The following is a 19,171-nucleotide window of genomic DNA, read 5'->3' on the forward strand; positions in this document are numbered from 1 at the left end:
AATCTATCTTATGCGACTAACTTGTAGATGTACTACAATTGCAGTACATCGAAAACATTATTCCATCGTTTTAAATAATAGAATTTCTTATTTAGGCTAGGCGATTGTTTCGTTTTATTCAGCGATTATGAAGGAAATTCCGAAGATAGACTGAAATGGAAATGCCCGGCCGTCTTCAAAATAGAGCGTTGCATTCTTTTCGTTTAATTTCTCAATCGTACCTGTTGCTTTATAAATCTGTTTTTCTTCCCAGACTTTTAGTTCCACTTCTCTTTTTTGATCGTATGCGAGTTGTAGTTGTTCACTTAACTCCTGGAGTGCCCATTCATCCAACTCCGGTTTTTTCACGTACTGATCTTGTTCTTGCCATTCCCGTAGTAGCTTCACATGTTCAGGAAGCATCATCGCGGTCCATTTAATATTTCCCCGGTCTCGAATCAATTTAATCACCTCCTTTTAGTAAGATGATCTAAAACATTACTTTTTGTGCCCTCCTAATAATTGTGCACGTTTAACCGCTGTCCCAGCTGCCGTATAAGATACTGCGCGCAATACCGATGTCGTTCCATATTTTGAACGTAATCTGTCCATCGTTGCACCTAGTTTTCGTTTTCTCCACCTAGATTTATCAAACAAACTAAGCTGCATAGAGCGCTCTGATTCTAACTTTGTGAGGCTAATATCAATATGTCTTACAGGCCGTTCTGCATAAAACTCATCTAATAGCTGGGTACATACTTTAAAAATCTTCATCGTGTCATTGGTTGGCTCATCGATAGTCCGTGCACGGTGAAAGCCGCCACCAAAGGCATCTTTACTATAAGTCACACCAAGGGTAATCGTTCTTCCTACTTGATATGTCTCTCTTGCTCGTCTTGCCACATCTTCACACATTTCTAACATTACTGTCAGAATCTCATCGCGATTGCGATAGTCGCGCATAAGCATCTGACCTTTTCCAAAGCTAATTTGTCCTTGTACAAGCAGGGCACCAAGAGGTGATAAATCTATTCCCCATGCATGGTGATAAAGCTGATTGCCCATAATACCGAACCGTTTTTCAAGCATTGGCAAACTAGCATGTGCTAAATCCCCTATTTTAAAAATCCCCATATTGTTTAACGTTCGTTCTGTTCGTCTACCAATCCCCCACATTTCGGATAACGGTGCAATCGGCCACAACTTCTTCGGAACGTCTTCATAAGTCCATTTAGCAAACCCATCTTTCTTTGCTTCTAAATCAAGGGCTAGTTTTGCCATTAACATATTCGGCCCCATTCCAACCGCACTTGGAATTTGAAACTGATTATAAATACTTTCTTGAATATATTTCGCTGTTTCTTCTGGCGGTCCCCAAAGATTTTCAGTACCTGTTAAATCTACAAAGCTTTCATCCACGCTATATACATGAATCGCTTCTTTTGGGACAAACTGATTAATTAAATTTGTTATTTCCATCGAAGTACGAACGAAGAATTCCATTTTTGGCTCAAATAATTTAATATCCGGGTGCTTCGGTATTTCATAAAGTCGTGATCCTGTTTTAATGCCAAAACGCTTTTTCATCGGCGGCGATGCAGCAAGCACAACACTTCCTTTTTGCTGAAAGTTCCCAACCACAGCAATGGGCACTTCCATTGGATCCAGATTTTCAAGCATTGCCATACAGCTTGCATAAAAGCATCGCATATCGATACAAATAATCGAACGGTTTGGCAAATCTTTGTATATAGAAGACATTTCTGTTCGGTTTAGTTCAACATCATATTCACTTAGGCTACTTGCTAGCATCTCAAAACACCTCCAAAGAGACATCAATTCACCAATTAGTATATGCGAACATTTGTTCTTTAATTCATTTTAGAATGAGACGTTTTGAGACGCAAGTGGGATTTTTTGGGGATTATAATAAATTGACATTTCTCTAAGCCTTCACTTACAATAGGAACATAAGTTCTTTTTGTTTTATTATTCCTTTGAAATGTACAAATTATTATTTTGAACAGGAGTGGTGAAGAAAATGGAACAACATGAATTAAATGCAGTGTTAAGTGCATTAGAAGTGCATTCTAAAAGGATTGATGAAAGGTTTGACTCTTTAGAAAAGCGATTTGATAGTCGAATGGACGGATTAGAAAATCGTATGGTTGGATTGGAAACTCGTATGGTTGGATTGGAAACTCGTATGGACAAACTCGAAACACGAGTAGAAAGTTTAGAAAACAAGATGGACGAGCGTTTCGAACGTCTAGAAAAAAAGCTAGATGGTTTACGAGTTGAATTAATTGAAACTCAAGAAACGGTTGACTATCTCGCAAGTAAAAACCTACAACATGAAAAGAAGTTACGATCTATTGTAATAAAAGAAGATTAAAATATATATTACGGCTGGCATAAAATCAGCCGCTTTTTTATGGTTAAGAAAATGTTTACAAAAAAAAGAAAGAGGACGCCATAGAAACGTCATAGAAAAGGACCTCCATTTTGAAGGTCCTTCTCATTTCATTTATTCAATAATTTCCGTATAGAAACATCTTTTCATTTGGTTGATAAATGTTTCTCCTAGATCTGTAAATGTTGCTGATCCTCGTTTGTGGATAGCTGTTTTAAATCCTTCAGCATCAGCACCTGCAATTGTTAAGTAGTTACAAATGTCCGTACATACTCCCGCAACATGCACTTTTTCTACACCCATTTCACGGAGCTTCTCTGCTAAGCCTGTTTTAAAGAAAGCATTGTAATTCTCTTTTGGCTGCATGATCACATTTGGATTTGCCTCATTTTCTCTATACCAATTCATTAAATCACCGTATAGCTCTTGACCTTTTGTTCCAGCAACATTATGTGCTGGCCAAAGCTCAAAATGTGGGTCATTTTCTTGGTGGGCATCCATTCCCACAACAACCACTTGATCGCGGTTAATAAAGTCCTTTGCCAGATCAACAATATAAGGGACAATTTCTTGCGCAGGTTTTCCTGCAGTTAAAGTACCTTCATCTGCTACAAAATCATTACTCATATCAACGATAATTAAAGCTTCTTTCGTCATTAAAATCTCCCCCTTCACTCCTTATATATTTATTTTAAATCAAAAAATGAGCAAGGGTAAATAAAACCCTCACTCATTTGTTTTTACTATATATATCGCATGATCAGGTCCTTCACCATTTACTACTAAAGTACCTTAACTAGCAAAAATAAAAACCCCCCGAAGCGCCAGCCCCAAGAGGTAATTTTATATTATGTGAAGATATTAATTTGTTGCGGGATACTATGAGGATTTTGATAAAATATTGTTCCCCATCCATCTTAATCCTTTAGGATAGTGGTTCTTCATGCAGTTTCCAGCTAGTTTCCCCCAGCCGATTGAATGCCCATCAACTTCAATTAAATACCAACCTTTTTCACCAGATGCTTGTATCGTTTCACCTCTCAAGTAAGAGATAATCTCCTCAGAACCTACAGACAGGTTCCAACTTTTTTTAGCGTCGGCACTTTTTAGTGATACTGCAAGGGCGTGGGATGGCTCAAAGCGATTTTTTTTGCAAGTACCCAAATGCCAGCCTGGGCGAACGACTTTCAGCTTTTCCAATGACAACATTTCATCAGGTAAAAGATAGAGCTGGTCGTTAAAGGAAACGAACTTGCCTGTTGGAACGATATTTAATGATTGCATTGCAAATTCTTTATAATGCTTTAAAATGATCGAATCAACTTTTGCTTGAGGTTGCTTCAAACAAGGCGTAATGTCACCTTCTAGCTTTTTTAAAACAGCGATAAAATGCCCCTCACCTTTCATTTTATGTGGCCATAATCTGATTGACTTTTCTATATCATCTGCCGAATTCGTTACCCACTCTTTTCTACCATGGCTGAAATCTTTATAAGTTTGTACTTCTTCAATTTCAAAATATGGATGCTGCTCTAGGAAACTACTAATTGTGCCTTCGTTTTCTTCAGGTGAAAACGTACATGTAGAATATACTAGGCGTCCGCCAGGTTTTAGCATCGCCGCAGCCGATTTCAATATATTCACTTGACGCACATGGCAAATTTCTACATTACCTAAACTCCAATGTTCTCTTGCTTCCTCATCCTTTCGGAACATGCCTTCACCCGAACACGGAGCATCGACCAATATTCGGTCAAAAAAGCTTGGAAATCTTTCGGCTAGACGGTCTGGCGTTTCATTTGTCACGACTGCATTTTTTATGCCCATTCGCTCCACATTTTGCGATAAGATCTTTGCCCGCGCAGGTTGAATTTCATTAGACAACAAAAAACCTTCGCCATTCATCTTTGAAGCAAGATGAGTCGTTTTTCCACCAGGTGCCGCGCATAAATCTAGCACCTTCTCACCGGGTTTTGGATCCACAAATTCTCCTACCACCATCGCACTTGGTTCCTGAATATAATACAATCCCGCCTCATGAAAGGGATGCTTTCCAGGTCGGTCCTTTCCATGAAAAAAGAATCCTGTTTCAACCCAAGGTATTTGTTCTAAGCAAAATGGACTCTTTTGCAAAAAATCGTCCGTTTCGATTTTCAAATTATTTACACGTAGTGCCTGACTTTTTTCTTCACCAAAACTACGAATAAATACATCATATTCTTCGTGTAGTAGTTGTTTCATTTTCGTTAAAAATTGTTCTGGAAGATTCAAGTTGGTTCACCTCTTAAAAATATAAATAGTTTCTAACTAATTAACATAAAAATCCTTTTTCATAGAATAATAGTTTTTTTTTATGAAAAAAAGACTTTTTAGCAACCCGCTAAAAAGTCTTTATGTTTAAAAAATTCGATACAAAATTTGTCCCATACTTTTTAGATACTAAAAGTCCCAACGACTGGATATCATATACGACTTAATCAAAATTATGCGCAAACCGCACATAATTCCAGTTATGTCGTATCTCATTTCCTCTAATGGAAGAAATGCCGTATTTTAATACACTGATAAAATTTTATTTATTCTTTTACCACACGTGCATACAAACTAGGTCTACGATCATCGTAAACTGGTATTCTTGTACGCACTTCATCTACTTTTGAGAAATCTACATCTATAATAGCAAGTTCTTCATCCTCAGCACCTGTCCACAATACTTCACCCCAAGGTTCAATGATCATAGATTGACCATTGAAGTTTTCAGGCCTTTTTGAAATTCGATTGACTGCGACGATATAGCATTGATTTTCGATGGCACGAGCTTGCAATAATGTTTTCCAATGGTCAATTCGTGGTGTTGGCCATTGGGCAGAAACGAATAATACTTTCGCACCCGCTAATGCATGTGCACGTAGCCATTCTGGGAATCGAATATCATAACAAATTACAGCGCCAGCTTCGAGATCATCAAATGCAAAGCGGTTCATTTGATCTCCAGCTTCTAAATATTTTTCTTCATCCATTAATCTAAATAAATGAACTTTGCTATATTCGCTTAATAGTTCGCCTTCTTTACCCACTATATACATTGTGTTATAGTATTTTCCTTCACGTTCTATAGCGACTGAACCGCCCACGATATGTATACTGAGTTCATTTGCTAGTTTTTGAAGAAACACTTTCGTGCGTTCTCCTTCTTTATCTGCTAAATCAGGTAGTTTTTCTAAAGCGAACCCTGTGTTCCACAATTCAGGTAGAACAACGATATCAGCACCTTTACTTGCTGCTTCACGAATGAAATGCTCCGCTCGTTCGTAGTTTTCATCTACTTTTCCATATCTCACATTTAACTGAACACACCCAATTTTCAAAACATCATCTCCCCTGTATTTCTATTAAAAAGTTAAAAAGATTGCTATACTAATTTTAATTATATTCTGAATAGTATGCAAAAGAGACGATTAAAAAGTTATTTAGCAGGATCCTTTTAATCCTAGAATTAGCCATATTTATTTAAACCAACTATTCTTATAGAAAAGAGGTATGTATATGGAAATATCAAAAAAACTTCAAAACCTTCCAACTCAATTTTTTGCTTCTCTAGTACAAAAGGTAAATGCTGCGATTGCCCAAGGTCGTGATGTTATCAATTTAGGTCAAGGAAATCCAGACCAACCCACACCTGAGTATATTGTAAAAGCCCTCCAAACAGCAGTAACTGATCCTAAAACACATAGATACTCACCTTTCAGAGGATTACCAGAGTTAAAAAATGCAATTTCACACTTTTATCAACGTGAATATGGTGTTGCTATTGACCCAGAGACAGAAGTAGCAGTAATGGGTGGAGCAAAAATTGGTTTAGTCGAACTACCAATGGCGATTCTGAACCCTGGAGATTATGTGTTACTACCCGATCCAGGATACCCTGATTATTTGTCAGGTATCGTTTTAGGGGATGTACATTTTGATACAATGCCTTTGCTTAGCGAAAACTCATTTTTACCTGACTACAATGCTCTTTCCAATGAAGTTAAGACTAGAGCAAAATTGATGTACTTAAATTACCCAAACAATCCAACAGGCGCTACAGCAAACTTAGATTTTTTCAACGAAACTGTGGATTTTGCTAAGAAAAACAATATCGCAGTCGTGCATGATTTTGCTTATGGTGCATTTGGCTTCGATAATGAAAAACCTGTTAGTTTCTTGAAAGCTAAAGGGGCAAAAGAAATTGGCGTTGAACTTTATACACTTTCAAAAACTTACAATATGGCTGGATGGCGAATTGGCTTTGCAGTTGGTAATGCAACAATTATTGAAGCCATTAATTTGATTCAAGATCATTTATTCGTAAGTCAGTTCTCTGCTATTCAACTAGCAGCGACTGAAGCTTTAAAAGGAGATCAGCAATGTGTTGAAGAACAAGGTGCTATTTACGAAAGCCGCCGTAATGCATTGATTGATGAAGCTCATCGTATTGGTTGGGATGTGACTGCTCCAAAAGGCTCCTTTTTCGCATGGTTGAAAGTTCCTGAAGGTTTTACAAGTGAGGAATTTGCAGACTTACTCTTGCATAAAGCTGATGTAGCCGTAGCAGCTGGAAATGGATTTGGAGAATACGGTGAAGGTTATATTCGAGTTGGTTTATTAGTTAGTGAAGACCGATTAAGAGAAGCAATTCAACGTGTGGAGAAGCTTGGGATTTTTAAAGAACCGGTGAAAATTTAATTTCTAGCGGAATTGTCCGATAAACTTCAAAAAATGTCCGATAAATCACCGAAACTGTCCGATAAAACTAAGGATCTGTCCGATAAATAAAAATTCGCAGCAATAAATCAAAGAGAATTTATCCCAATTAATATTTCTAAAATTCTAAACCTGTAAGTGTATGTAACTTTTCTCCATTGAACATCTTTAAATAAGAAAGGATGTGACGAAATAATGGAGGAATTGAAATTTGCGGAATTGGATGTAGAACAATTAGAAAGAATTAATATGTTACAAGAAGAACTAGGCGTGGTCTTAATTGCTTACGATAAGCGAATGAGTACTTTGCCAGACGAAGAATTAGCTAATCATGATGATCAATTATCATAAGTACAAAAAAGCTTGAGAAGTAGGTGATTCCAACTTCTCAAGCTTTCATTCATTACGGAAATAATTTAGTTATACGCTCATTCCACTTTTCCTCAACAATACTACTATCCATTAACTGTCTTAACTCTCTTTCCGCTTCAGCATAAAGATTAACAAAAGCTACAGCATCATACATCGCTGAGCGGTATTTAGAGACAATCACCTTAATGTTTTCTTCCTCTAGTTCCGTTGGATGACAATGTTGTGCTATATCAAAGATTTGATCTCCACTTCGAGCTGGGTCTGGGAAGTATACATGTGGTTCAGTACTATCAAATATACAGAAATTCAATTCCGGAATAATGACCATATCGATGGAAGTGGCGTCAAGACCGCACCATACCTTTTGAACGTCATACCCTCGGTTCAATGCTTCTCCTGCTAATCTTTTCATCATGGAAGACTTTCCTGTTCCTGGATAGCCTTTAATGAAGAAGCGATTTTCTACGTTTTGTGTAATGCTTTGAAGAGTATCCCTAGCTCCAGCTGGTGTTAATGTTCCTAAAAGGCGATGGGTTTCATTTCCCCTTTTATTTAACTGGTTTTTACCAAATAGATTTTGAATAAGCTGTTCAATTTGCTGATTTAAACCAGACCAGTCCATATGTCTTCTCGTTTCAATTTCCCAATCATCATGTATTTTTATCGCTCTTGCGAGTGCATGGAAGCATTTATCATGCCATTTTTCCTTATCCTTTGTTAGCTGAATAATTTTCTCGCTATGAGCCTTTAATTTTTCATCATCGATACATTCATATAATGAGATTACTTTGTCACGACTTCCATAAAATTGTGGTTCAAATGATGGGCTTGTTGCTTGAAGAAATAAAATATTGTGAGGTTCTTTAACAAAAAGAGCTTCAAAAGTATTTTCAAACAAAGGATCATGGAAATACTCAATATCAACGTTTTGGCTATAATAATGCTTTCCAAGGTTTTGAAGTACTTCTGAAAGTTTAAACCCTTGGGCTCCTTTTAGAAAATATACGATTTTTGCTTCGCTCATAACGTCTTTATATACATTTTTCATGCCTTGCCCAGTTAACGCTTTTCCAAAGAAATGTAAGATCGTGCTGTTCAAGATGTCATCCTTCCTAGAGTTTCTTACCTTATTTTTATGTGAACAAATGAAAAAAAGTGCCTAGGACAAATTAATTGCCATAAACACTTCTCCATTTTTATTTGGAGATTTAAAATCTCTTAAACTACTTTCTGTAAATGGCGCACTAATTGGCCATAATGCCCCTCTACATGTTGAATGATTAATTGGTCAATTATAAATGATAGTGGTTTTCCGTCAAAATTCACATTATAGCTCGGAGCCGTCTTTTCTAAATCCTCAACGGACACTTTCGATAATGTTTTTTCAAATCTTTGAGCAAGCTGTTTTAGTTTAGCGATGACTTCATCCTTCTTAAGGTTTGCTACGACCCCTTCATCAACAGCAGCTAATCGACGAACATGCTCGTGATTGCGCCCCCATCTTGTACCTGGAACAATAAGTAACCCTTCCAAATCAGTTAACCAAAAATCAACTGCTTCAAGTACGTGTGAAACAATTTGCATACCAGACCATTCTTCTGCAGAAGGTTTAACATATAGGGTAAGTTCCTCTGTTTCTTCTAATACCTTTACAATATCTTCAATACTTTTATGAAAGCGGACCACTCGTTCACTAATTACTTTTGTTAACACATAAACCCCTCCTCTTGATTAAAGCCTGTATATCCTTATGATTATCTTAAATTACACCTAATTCCTTACCTATCTTTTCATATATCGCAATGCAAGAGTCTAACATTTCTTTTGTATGGGCTGCAGTTGGCATATTACGAATGCGGCCAGTTCCTTTTGGTACTGTTGGGAACACAATTGATTTTGCATATACACCTTCTTCTATAAGTCTTTTTGAAAATTGTTGAGTTAATTTTTCATCCCCTATGATACATGGTGTAATAGGAGTCTCTGAATTACCAATGTTGAACCCAAGATCTTTAAGACCAGCTTTTAAGTAATCGCCATTTGCCCAAAGCTTCTCAACAAGTTCTGAAGAATTTGCGATTAGTTCGATAGCTGCTGATGTTGCGGCAACATCAGCAGGAGTTAAAGCAGTTGAAAATAAGAATGGTCGTGAGCGTACCTTTAGCCAATCGATTAAATTTCTTTTCCCTGCAACATAACCGCCCACAACACCTACTGCTTTTGACAATGTACCAATTTGGAAATCCACTTCACTTTCAAGACTAAAATGTTTTACAGTTCCTTTACCCTTCCCTGTCACTCCAGAACCATGAGCATCATCTACATAAGTGATTAGATCAAATTGTTTAGCAATCTCAATGATTTCAGGAAGTTTGGCGATATCCCCATCCATTGAAAATACACCATCTGTAATAACCATAACTTTTTTATATTGTCCTGAATTTACTGCATCCTCTGCTTTTCTTTTCAAGTCGTCCATATCTGAATGATTGTAGGCAATAATTTTAGCCTTTGACAATCGGCATCCGTCAATAATCGAAGCATGGTTCAACTGATCTGACAAAATGGCATCATGTTTGTCCATAACCGCTGAAATTGCAGCCATATTACAGTTAAATCCTGACTGATAGGAAATGGCTGCTTCCGTTCCTTTAAATTCAGCAAGTTTTCTTTCAAGCTCTACATGCAAATCTAGCGTTCCATTGATCGTACGTACTGCTCCTGCCCCAACTCCATATTCATGAACTGCATCGACAGCTACTCTCTTAAGCTTTTCATTTGTTGCTAATCCTAAATAATTATTAGAAGATAAGTTAATTAATTCTTTCCCTTTTATTTGAATGATTGTCCCATTCGCACCTTCGACAACATCTATTTCGTTATACAACCCCTGATCACGTAAAGCTTGCAAGTTTTCTTCTAAAAACCTATCTAAAATTTTCTCCAACATAACCCCTCCTCATATAATGCGTGTACCTTAGTACTTAATTTAAAAATGATTCAAGTGTGTTTTTATCCATTGGACCGACGATTTTTTGATAGATTTGCCCCTTCTCATCTATAATATATGTGGTCGGTATCGAGAAAATTTCATATGCATCGCCATACTCTCCATTTACATCTAGTGGAATGGTGAATGTTAACCCGTTGTCGCCTACAAACTTCTCTACGGCTTCAACACCATTGTCCCTACTAGTTAAATTCACCGCAATTACCTCAATTTCATCCCCATGTTCTTCGTAGAATTTCTGCATATGTGGCATTTCTGCTTTACACGGCGGACACCAAGTAGCCCAAAAATTTAATATTACTTTTTTGCCACGGTAATCTGATAATCTAACTGTTTCCCCAGAGATTGTCTGCAACTCAAAATCAGTTGCCTCTCCTATTACAATAGTTTTCTTGTCCTTCTCAAAATTTAATGCAACAGAGGCGGCTAATATGACAATGAACACCCAAGATAAAATATTTTTTAGAAGGTGTCGTTCTTTCAATACAATTAATAACAAAGCAATCGTACTTATACTAATGAACAGCCATCCTTCTAATGCAAAAAGTTTTTGATTATAAGCTAAAAAGATAGAATTTAATAGAATTAAAATAAAAAGCTTGGTTGAATTTTCCTTATTATTATTTCTAATTGCAACGTAAACATAAGCTATTATAATAACGGCTCCAGCAACCCATTCACTTGTAAGAAGGAATTCACTCCCTTGGAATAATAGATAAAACTCTAAAAACGAATAGAGCCAGCCGTACCAATCTAAAATTTTCGACTGTATTTTAGTTCTATAAATTAGAATCATTGAAACTACTATTACTGCTAAAATATGTCCCCATACACCACCACTAAAATAAAGAGCAGATATTGGATTTTTAATAAACATCGGCCACTCAATGAGGATATAGCTTAGTTTCCACACAATTATGTAATAAAACAACGCATCTTGAAAAAAAGACTCCGATTTTTTATAAAATAATTTCTCCGCTAACATAAATAAAACAAGTGCTAATAGGAATGCAGCCCATTCAGTTTTAACAGAAATATTACCAACCTCAATATACGACAATTGTTTTCGCCTCCTTTAACTGACACCAACCTAAGTTGTTCCCAATTATACTTTAAATATTTTTTTGAAAATAATAAAAAAACTCGTAAAAGACTACGAATCTTTTACGAGAATGAAAAGTGATTAAAAAAATGGTTTCATTTCTTCCACATCACCAATTGCTTTTAGTAGCATTTTGCGGCAATATGGTAGTGAAAATTGTATAACATATCCTGAAAATACTGCGATAATAACTGTCCCTACCCCTAGTGGACCACCTAAAATCCAACCTATAAGGGCAACAGCTAACTCAACACTCATCCTAGCTACCCTGATTGAACCGCCAAATCTTTCGACAATCCACATCATAAGTGAATCTCTCGGTCCAGCCCCTAAGTTCGGCGCAATGTACATTGCACATCCAAATCCTAAAACGAGTAATCCTAATAAATAATAAATGATTGATGTTGTCAATGAAGTGGATGCTGGCAAAATCCAATAAAATAAGTCTATAAAAAATCCACATACTACCATATTAATCCAAGTTCCAATTTTCGGGAATTGACGTTTCATTATTGAAGTAAATCCTATTACAAGTAGACCTGTAATAATATTCCACGTGCCGATTGTTAATCCAAAGTTTTCAAATAGCGCAATATGAAGAACATCCCAAGCACTCGTTCCTAATTCTGCACCTTTGATCACCATTGAAACCCCTAATGATAAAATGACGATTCCTACAAAAAAGAACGCCCATCGCCACGAATATACTTTTCTCATTCCCTCTCATTTGCCTTCTTTCTATATATCTACCTATATGTAATCCTATGAATACTATTTTAATTAATGGTAATTGACTAGCTATTATTTTATTATATCAGCAAATTGTCCTTTAGTAGTTTTCAGTAGATCATTTGGCGCTAGTTTAATTTGCATGCCTCTTTTTCCAGCACTTACGATAAAGTAATCAAGGTCGCTTGCACCATCATGAACAAATGTAGGAAAGAGCTTCTTCATTCCAATAGGTGAACAACCTCCACGAATGTAACCAGTCGTTTTAAGCAAATCGTTAACGTGAATCATTTCAAGTTTCTTTTCACCAGCAACCTTTGCACATTTTTTCAGGTCAAGTTCATTTGAAACTGGAATGACAAATACAAAATATTTACCTGCTCCAGCCTCTGTAACAAGTGTTTTATAAACGTGAGAAACGGGTTGGCCTATTTTAGCAGCTGCAGAAACTCCGTCAATATGTTCATCTACTTCATATTCAAACAAATCATAAGGAATTTTTCCTTGGTCTAACAATCGAACAGCATTTGTTTTTGATGTTTTCTGTTTTGCCACGTGTTGACTTCCCCTTTGTTCATTACGAAATTTTGTATTGAATAAATGTATTCTATTATAAGATATACATCTTTCCAACTAAATTTTTTAACTGTATTTCAATTTATTTCCTCTAATAGGGATTTTAGAAATTAAAATAAACCCTCAGTATTACTGAGAGTTCAAATTTCTATGCAGTTATAATGTACTGTGATTTACCATTAACAAAAGTGTTGTGAGCCAAATTCATGTGAAATTTATAGGAAGAAATGGCTTTCTGAAATTTTCTGTACTTTAAATCATTTCTAAATATATTTTCTTTTATAGCTGTTTCATATGTTGTTGCAAGGTAATCTGTTTTTGTTTTTTCGTAACGATGTAATATATCATTTTTCAAATGATGAAATCGATTTAGTTCAAATTCTCCATCATCAAAATGGCTTGAACTTGCTACTTCTAACTCCGCAAGACTTATTTCAGTGTTTATGATTGGTTTTAACAATTGTTTTGGTAAGTCGATTTCAGATTTTAGTAAGTCATTGATTAAATTATTTACTGGATTTTTACTTGCTTCTATAAAAGTAGATGATCTTTTATAAGCTTTTGCCATCTCTTTACGTTGAGATTCAAATTTTCGTTCTTCTAATTTATAGTTATCATTTAATGAACTTAAAATCTTCAAATTCCTCACCACTCTTTAAGAATTTTAATATCGATTATTTTACCACTTTATTACAGTATGTCTACAAGTTTCTTCATTTAATCAGCTACCAAAAAAATACCTGTGTAAAGATTGATTACTTTACACAGGTAAATTTTACAAGTTTTCTTCTAGTATAGTTCCAGCGATATTTACTGCATGGTCCCCAACACGTTCTAAATTACTAATAATGTCAGCAAAAACAATACCAGCTGAACCAGAACATTCTCCATTATTTAAACGATAAATATGTCGCTTCCTTAATACACGCTCTAATTCGTCAATACGATTTTCATCTTCTAAAACTTTTCTTGCTAATTCCTTACTTTGTTTATCTAATGCTAGTATTGCAACACTCACTGTATCCAGAACAAGATTAAACATTTCTTTTAGTTCTTCTTCAGCTTCAACGCTAAATTTCACACGATTTGTAACACTATATTGAGTCAGTTCTACTAAGTTTTCTACATGGTCACCAACTCGTTCAATATCTCGTATATTTTGCAATAGGCTATGGTGAAGTTTTGAATCATTTCCTGACAAAGATTCTTTTGATAATTCTACTAAATAGTCTGTAATTACACGATCTAAATTATTGATGGCTTCTTCTATTTGCTCAGTAATACCTATATGTTTAGAATCTAAAGTAAATAGAAATTCTTGTGACTCTTGAAGACCTCTAATAGCAAAGTCTCCCATACGGACTACTTCCTCCTTTGCTTGTCCTAAAGCAATTGAAGGTGAAGTTTCAATTAACGACCGGTCGATATATTTAGGTGAATATTCAATTGTTTTATCTTCTCCAGGAACAATTTTTGTAACAATATAAGCAATTGCTGCAACAAATGGAAGTTGAATAATCGTATTTAAAACGTTGAATGTACCGTGAGCAAATGCGATTTGCATTTTTTCATCTAAATTTAGAACTCCAGATATCCACTCTACATAATTAACAAACAACGGTAATATAAGCATGAAAATTACAGTTCCTATAACGTTGAACATCACATGGGCAGCTGCAGCACGACGAGCTACAACTGATGCTCCTAAAGAGGCTAATATTGCAGTAATAGTTGTCCCAATGTTATCACCAAATAATACTGGCAATGCTCCTCCAAGTGGAATTAGACCTCCACCATATAATTCTTGCAAAATACCTACTGTTGCAGATGAAGATTGAACAATTAAAGTAAAGATTGTACCTGCTACTACACCTAAGATTGGAAATTCACTAAAACTTACAGTTAAATCTATAAATGCTTCAGCGCCTCGTAATGGTTTCATCCCATCACCCATCATTTCAAGACCGATGAATAGGCCAGCAAAACCAAATAATATTTGACCGATATTTTGAATGCTGTTCTTTTTAAAGAAGAAAAGTAAAACCGCGCCTAGTGCCATAATAGGGTAGGCATAAGTTCCAACATCAAATCCAATGATAAACGCAGTTATTGTAGTACCAATATTAGCACCCATAATAACGCCAATTGCCTGTCTTAGATTCATAAACCCAGCACTAACTAGTCCTACTGTAATGACTGTTGTACCTGAACTGGATTGTATCAATACTGTAACGAGTATACCTACCAACACACCCATTAATGGATTTGTCGTAAATCTATCTAAAATCTCGCGTAGTCGATCTCCTGCTGCTTTTTGCAGACCATCACCCATAAATTTTATAGCAAATAAAAATAGCCCTAGTCCTCCTAGGAATTGGAATAACATCGTCTGCCAATCCATTAAGTAGTTTCCACCCTTCCAATGTCTTCGACACTATTATTCATATTTCGCCCTCTAGTGTAAATGATTTTACAATTTTGAAATATAAAATTTACAATACCTTTACAATACCTTAATACAATATTCACATTTCATAGATTTAACAAAAAAAATTTATAATACAATTAAAGTTTATTTCATTTATACAAGGCTATAATTACCTTTTAAATATTGAGATTAATTGTTAATACTTCAATCATTTAATTTCTAATACTTTTTGCATATTGCATTACAATCATACGCTTTCACTGAAACAACTCTTATCATATGCTATATTAATTTCTATGGTAGTTAGAAAGGATGTTTGGCAATGGCAAAAAGTTTAGTACTTGCAGAAAAACCTTCTGTCGCACGTGATATAGCTAACGTTTTGAAATGTACAAAAAAAGGAAATGGTTTTCTTGAAGGTGACCAATATATAGTTACTTGGGCATTAGGCCATCTCGTCACATTAGCAGATCCAGAAAGTTACGATGTGAAATATAAAACGTGGAATTTAGAAGATTTACCGATGTTACCAGATCGCTTAAAACTAACAGTCATTAAACAATCTGGTAAGCAATTTAATAGCGTAAAATCACAATTATTACGTGCCGATGTATCAGATATTATCATTGCTACTGATGCTGGTCGCGAAGGTGAACTTGTAGCACGATGGATTATTGAAAAAGCAAAAGTTCGTAAACCGATAAAACGCTTATGGATTTCATCAGTGACAGATAAAGCAATTAAAGACGGATTCAAAAACTTAAAGCCTGGGAAAGCCTATGAAAACTTATATGAATCCGCAGTTGCCCGTTCAGAAGCAGATTGGTATATCGGTTTAAATGCTACCCGCGCTTTAACGACACGATTCAACGCTCAATTAAATTGTGGCCGTGTTCAAACGCCAACTGTTGCAATTATTGCAGCTCGAGAAGATGAAATTAAAAACTTCAAATCACAAACCTACTACGGAATTGAAGCAAATACAACAGACAATTTGCGCTTAACTTGGCAAGATGCGAATGGAAACAATCGTAGTTTTAACAAAGAAAAAATCGATGCAACTGTTCAAAAACTTGGCTCTAAAGATGCTGTTGTAACTGATATTGAGCGTAAAGCCAAAAAATCCTTCGCACCGGGATTATACGATTTAACTGAACTTCAACGTGATGCCAATAAAATCTTTGGTTATTCTGCAAAAGAAACATTAAATATAATGCAGAAATTATATGAACAACATAAAGTGTTAACTTATCCACGTACAGATTCTCGTTATTTATCTAGTGACATTGTCGCAACAATTCCTGAACGTTTGAAAGCATGTGGAATTGGCGAATACCGATCTTTAACTAATAAGATTTTAACTAAACCTATTAAAGCAACGAAAGCTTTTGTAGATGATAGTAAAGTAAGTGACCATCATGCAATCATCCCCACAGAGGGCATTGTACAAATGGCAAAATTTACCGACAAAGAACGTAAGATTTATGATTTAGTAGTGAAACGCTTTTTAGCTGTTTTGTTTCCTCCATTTGAATACGAACAACTAACGTTACATGCAAAAATCGGAGATGAGACGTTTATCGCAAGAGGAAAAACGATTCTTTCAAATGGTTGGAAGGAAGTTTATGGACATCATTTCGATGATGAGGATTCAAATGATGATGTAAAAGAACAAATTTTGCCACGCATTGAAAAAGGGCAAAACTTATCAATTAAATTGGTAGTTCAAACCTCTGGCCAAACTAAACCACCAGCAAGATTTACAGAAGCTAGTCTCTTATCTGCAATGGAGAACCCGGTAAAATACATGGAAACGCAAGATAAAAAACTTGCCGATACGTTAAAATCAACTGGCGGACTTGGAACTGTAGCAACTCGTGCAGATATTATTGATAAGCTATTCAATTCATTCTTAATTGAAAAACGTGGTGGCAAAGATATTTATTTAACGTCTAAAGGGCGACAACTTCTTGACTTAGTCCCTGAAGAGTTAAAATCCCCTGCCCTAACTGCAGAATGGGAAATGAAACTCGAAAAGATCGCAAAAGGTCAATTGAAGAAAGACGTTTTTATCAACGAAATGAAAACTTATACAAAAGAAATCGTTTCAGAAATAAAATCGAGCGATAAAAAATATAAACATGATAATATCTCCACAAAATCCTGTCCTGACTGTGGAAAACCAATGCTTGAAGTGAACGGCAAAAAAGGAAAAATGCTCGTTTGCCAAGATCGCGATTGTGGACATCGTAAAAACGTGTCCCGCGTGACAAATGCTCGCTGTCCGAATTGCCACAAGAAGCTTGAATTACGTGGTGAAGGCGACGGCCAAATATTCGTATGTCAATGTGGACACCGTGAAAAACTATCTGCTTTTGAAGCACGACGCAAAAAAGATGGTGGAGGCAAAGTTGATAAGCGTTCTGTACAAAAATATTTAAAACAGCAACAAAAAGAAGATGAACCTGTAAACAATGCTCTTGCAGAAGCATTAAAGGGACTGAAATTCGATTAGACACCACTTTATTTTCTGCACCGAGCAACTATGTAGCGCAGGTGCAAAAAGAAGAAGAACCTGTAAACAATGCGCTCGCTGAAGCTTTAAAGGGACTTAAATTTGATTAGATAACAATTTTAATTTTCTGCACCGAGCAACTACGTAGCGCAGGTGCAAAAAGAGGAAGAACCTGTAAACAATGCACTTGCAGAAGCTTTAAAGGGACTTAAATTTGATTAAGAATTACCTAAGTACAAACTGAAAACAAAGCTGGGACAATAATTTGTCCCAGCTTTTATTCATTAATATTCAATACTATAATATCGAAAAGCTCCTCGTTCACATATAATAACAGCGCCCATTCACCCGGTTCTGTAAATTTTACCGATGATGGTGTATGTGCATCTGCTCCATTGTTTTCTCCAGCTAGAGTTACTGACCAACTATCATTGCTACTCGTTAGGATGGGATGAATCGTTTCAGTCTCTTTATGATACCCTACAACCGTAAGCTCCTTACCTAATACCTCGTCAATCCCCCATAAATGCCACATCCACTTTTGACCATTTAGACTGGGCATATCTGCTCCAATTACTCCAACCATATTTTGATTTCCTACCATTCCATCAAATTCACCTGCTTGACGTTCCCAGTCAATAATGTCAAAGTCACTTTCCAACACAAACTCAGGCAGGTCGTCAGGAAATGCAAACTTCTTTTCCCCTGCTTCTGCACAACCAACACCAATAAGTCCTGTTAATACTAACAACATGAATAGCTTTACATATTTCACTATACTCACCGCACTCCCTTATACTAACCTCTAGATAAGTTATAGCAGACAACTTGTAAATATTACTAAAATACTCTAAAAAATAGTAGAAAGAAAGAAACTTCATATATAGTAATATATTTAGGCAATTCACTATCTCCCTCTCATTTTAATGAATAAATTAGTAATAAAAAGCGAGAGGAGGTAGTTTGATTGGAGGTGGATTTTTTAGCAGCATTCATTGACCCTAAGTCTTATGTGCTAATTCCTGTACTATATATCATCTTGCTACTCCTAAGACAGACACCACGCCTTGCGCCTTGGACACATGCATGGATTATTATTGGTATTAGCGTCATTTCCTGTTTTTTATATTACGGCTTTATCATACAATCATTTGTTGAGGGTGTACTTGTTGCAGGAGTATCCATCCTACTTAAAGATTTAATCCATGTTAGAATACGTACTGATGATAAAAATAGATAATTCAATTACCAAAAGAAAAGCTGATTCATACACACCAGACTGGTATGTATAAATTAGCTTT

At 35.8% G+C, this 19,171-nt stretch carries 20 protein-coding genes; 6 read left to right on the forward strand and 14 right to left on the reverse strand.

Annotated elements, in window-relative coordinates; all coding sequences use genetic code 11:
- Nucleotides 1-114: 114 nt before the first annotated feature.
- Together CD29_RS02370 and CD29_RS02375 are read right to left on the reverse strand one after the other, a co-directional pair.
- Entirely contained in the window at nucleotides 115-441 is a 327-nt protein-coding gene (locus tag CD29_RS02370; protein WP_036182436.1) for a YolD-like family protein, read from the reverse strand.
- Between the two features lie 36 nt (nucleotides 442-477).
- Entirely contained in the window at nucleotides 478-1,740 is a 1,263-nt protein-coding gene (locus CD29_RS02375; protein WP_408056592.1) for a Y-family DNA polymerase, read from the reverse strand.
- A gap of 280 nt (nucleotides 1,741-2,020) precedes the next feature.
- Between CD29_RS02375 and CD29_RS02380 the strand changes: the two genes are divergently transcribed.
- A complete protein-coding gene (locus CD29_RS02380) occupies nucleotides 2,021-2,374 on the forward strand; it encodes a KAR9 family protein (protein ID WP_036182438.1) in 354 nt (117 codons plus the stop codon).
- A gap of 132 nt (nucleotides 2,375-2,506) precedes the next feature.
- Here CD29_RS02380 and CD29_RS02385 read toward each other — a convergent pair whose 3' ends face one another.
- From CD29_RS02385 to CD29_RS02395, 3 genes are all read right to left on the reverse strand, one after another.
- Nucleotides 2,507-3,049, reverse strand: a complete 543-nt coding sequence (locus CD29_RS02385; protein WP_036182440.1) for a cysteine hydrolase family protein — start codon at nucleotides 3,047-3,049, stop codon at nucleotides 2,507-2,509.
- Between the two features lie 222 nt (nucleotides 3,050-3,271).
- Nucleotides 3,272-4,663 (reverse strand): RsmF rRNA methyltransferase first C-terminal domain-containing protein, encoded by a 1,392-nt coding sequence (locus CD29_RS02390; RefSeq protein ID WP_036182442.1) that lies wholly within the window; start codon nucleotides 4,661-4,663, stop codon nucleotides 3,272-3,274.
- Nucleotides 4,664-4,968: 305 nt separating this feature from the next.
- Nucleotides 4,969-5,760 carry a carbon-nitrogen family hydrolase gene (locus CD29_RS02395; protein WP_036182444.1) on the reverse strand — a complete coding sequence of 264 codons (792 nt, stop codon included), beginning with the start codon at nucleotides 5,758-5,760 and terminating at the stop codon, nucleotides 4,969-4,971.
- A 178-nt stretch (nucleotides 5,761-5,938) separates the two neighbouring features.
- Here CD29_RS02395 and CD29_RS02400 point away from each other — a divergent pair, with 178 nt between their 5' ends.
- The 3 genes from CD29_RS02400 to CD29_RS20405 all read left to right on the forward strand — a co-directional run bounded on the left by CD29_RS02400 (nucleotide 5,939) and on the right by CD29_RS20405 (nucleotide 7,489).
- Nucleotides 5,939-7,120: a pyridoxal phosphate-dependent aminotransferase gene (locus CD29_RS02400; RefSeq protein ID WP_036182446.1), complete on the forward strand. Its 1,182-nt coding sequence runs from the start codon at nucleotides 5,939-5,941 to the stop codon at nucleotides 7,118-7,120.
- A 12-nt stretch (nucleotides 7,121-7,132) separates the two neighbouring features.
- Nucleotides 7,133-7,210 carry a hypothetical protein gene (locus tag CD29_RS20905; RefSeq protein ID WP_408056593.1) on the forward strand — a complete coding sequence of 26 codons (78 nt, stop codon included), beginning with the start codon at nucleotides 7,133-7,135 and terminating at the stop codon, nucleotides 7,208-7,210.
- Between the two features lie 123 nt (nucleotides 7,211-7,333).
- On the forward strand, nucleotides 7,334-7,489 hold the full coding sequence (locus tag CD29_RS20405; RefSeq protein WP_169716142.1) for a hypothetical protein: 156 nt from the start codon (nucleotides 7,334-7,336) through the stop codon (nucleotides 7,487-7,489).
- A 52-nt stretch (nucleotides 7,490-7,541) separates the two neighbouring features.
- Here the strand turns inward: CD29_RS20405 and CD29_RS02405 are convergent, their stop codons facing one another.
- The 8 genes from CD29_RS02405 to CD29_RS02440 form a co-directional block, all read right to left on the reverse strand.
- Nucleotides 7,542-8,609, reverse strand: a complete 1,068-nt coding sequence (locus CD29_RS02405) for a nucleotide kinase (RefSeq protein WP_036182449.1) — start codon at nucleotides 8,607-8,609, stop codon at nucleotides 7,542-7,544.
- Nucleotides 8,610-8,728: 119 nt separating this feature from the next.
- Complete coding sequence (locus CD29_RS02410) at nucleotides 8,729-9,223, reverse strand: DinB family protein (protein ID WP_036182451.1); 495 nt, start codon at nucleotides 9,221-9,223, stop codon at nucleotides 8,729-8,731.
- A 46-nt stretch (nucleotides 9,224-9,269) separates the two neighbouring features.
- Entirely contained in the window at nucleotides 9,270-10,460 is a 1,191-nt protein-coding gene (locus CD29_RS02415; protein ID WP_036182453.1) for a glycine C-acetyltransferase, read from the reverse strand.
- Nucleotides 10,461-10,494: 34 nt separating this feature from the next.
- Nucleotides 10,495-11,580, reverse strand: a complete 1,086-nt coding sequence (locus tag CD29_RS19515; protein WP_052123957.1) for a redoxin domain-containing protein — start codon at nucleotides 11,578-11,580, stop codon at nucleotides 10,495-10,497.
- A 123-nt stretch (nucleotides 11,581-11,703) separates the two neighbouring features.
- Nucleotides 11,704-12,339 (reverse strand): YczE/YyaS/YitT family protein, encoded by a 636-nt coding sequence (locus CD29_RS02425; protein WP_036182455.1) that lies wholly within the window; start codon nucleotides 12,337-12,339, stop codon nucleotides 11,704-11,706.
- Between the two features lie 84 nt (nucleotides 12,340-12,423).
- Nucleotides 12,424-12,906, reverse strand: a complete 483-nt coding sequence (ybaK, locus tag CD29_RS02430) for a Cys-tRNA(Pro) deacylase (protein WP_036182457.1) — start codon at nucleotides 12,904-12,906, stop codon at nucleotides 12,424-12,426.
- A gap of 169 nt (nucleotides 12,907-13,075) precedes the next feature.
- The gene (locus CD29_RS02435; protein WP_036182459.1) at nucleotides 13,076-13,567 is read right to left on the reverse strand and encodes a hypothetical protein; all 492 of its coding nucleotides are present in this window, start codon (nucleotides 13,565-13,567) and stop codon (nucleotides 13,076-13,078) included.
- A gap of 135 nt (nucleotides 13,568-13,702) precedes the next feature.
- Entirely contained in the window at nucleotides 13,703-15,328 is a 1,626-nt protein-coding gene (locus CD29_RS02440) for a Na/Pi cotransporter family protein (RefSeq protein ID WP_036182461.1), read from the reverse strand.
- 349 nt (nucleotides 15,329-15,677) lie between these two features.
- Between CD29_RS02440 and CD29_RS02445 the strand changes: the two genes are divergently transcribed.
- Entirely contained in the window at nucleotides 15,678-17,870 is a 2,193-nt protein-coding gene (locus tag CD29_RS02445) for a DNA topoisomerase III (RefSeq protein ID WP_036182463.1), read from the forward strand.
- A 277-nt stretch (nucleotides 17,871-18,147) separates the two neighbouring features.
- Here CD29_RS02445 and CD29_RS02450 read toward each other — a convergent pair whose 3' ends face one another.
- On the reverse strand, nucleotides 18,148-18,645 hold the full coding sequence (locus CD29_RS02450; RefSeq protein WP_235801761.1) for a DUF4871 domain-containing protein: 498 nt from the start codon (nucleotides 18,643-18,645) through the stop codon (nucleotides 18,148-18,150).
- Between the two features lie 192 nt (nucleotides 18,646-18,837).
- Between CD29_RS02450 and CD29_RS02455 the strand changes: the two genes are divergently transcribed.
- A complete protein-coding gene (locus tag CD29_RS02455) occupies nucleotides 18,838-19,110 on the forward strand; it encodes a phage holin family protein (protein WP_036182465.1) in 273 nt (90 codons plus the stop codon).
- Nucleotides 19,111-19,171: the final 61 nt, after the last annotated feature.

Source organism: Ureibacillus manganicus DSM 26584, assembly GCF_000772945.1.
GTDB lineage: Bacteria > Bacillota > Bacilli > Bacillales_A > Planococcaceae > Ureibacillus > Ureibacillus manganicus.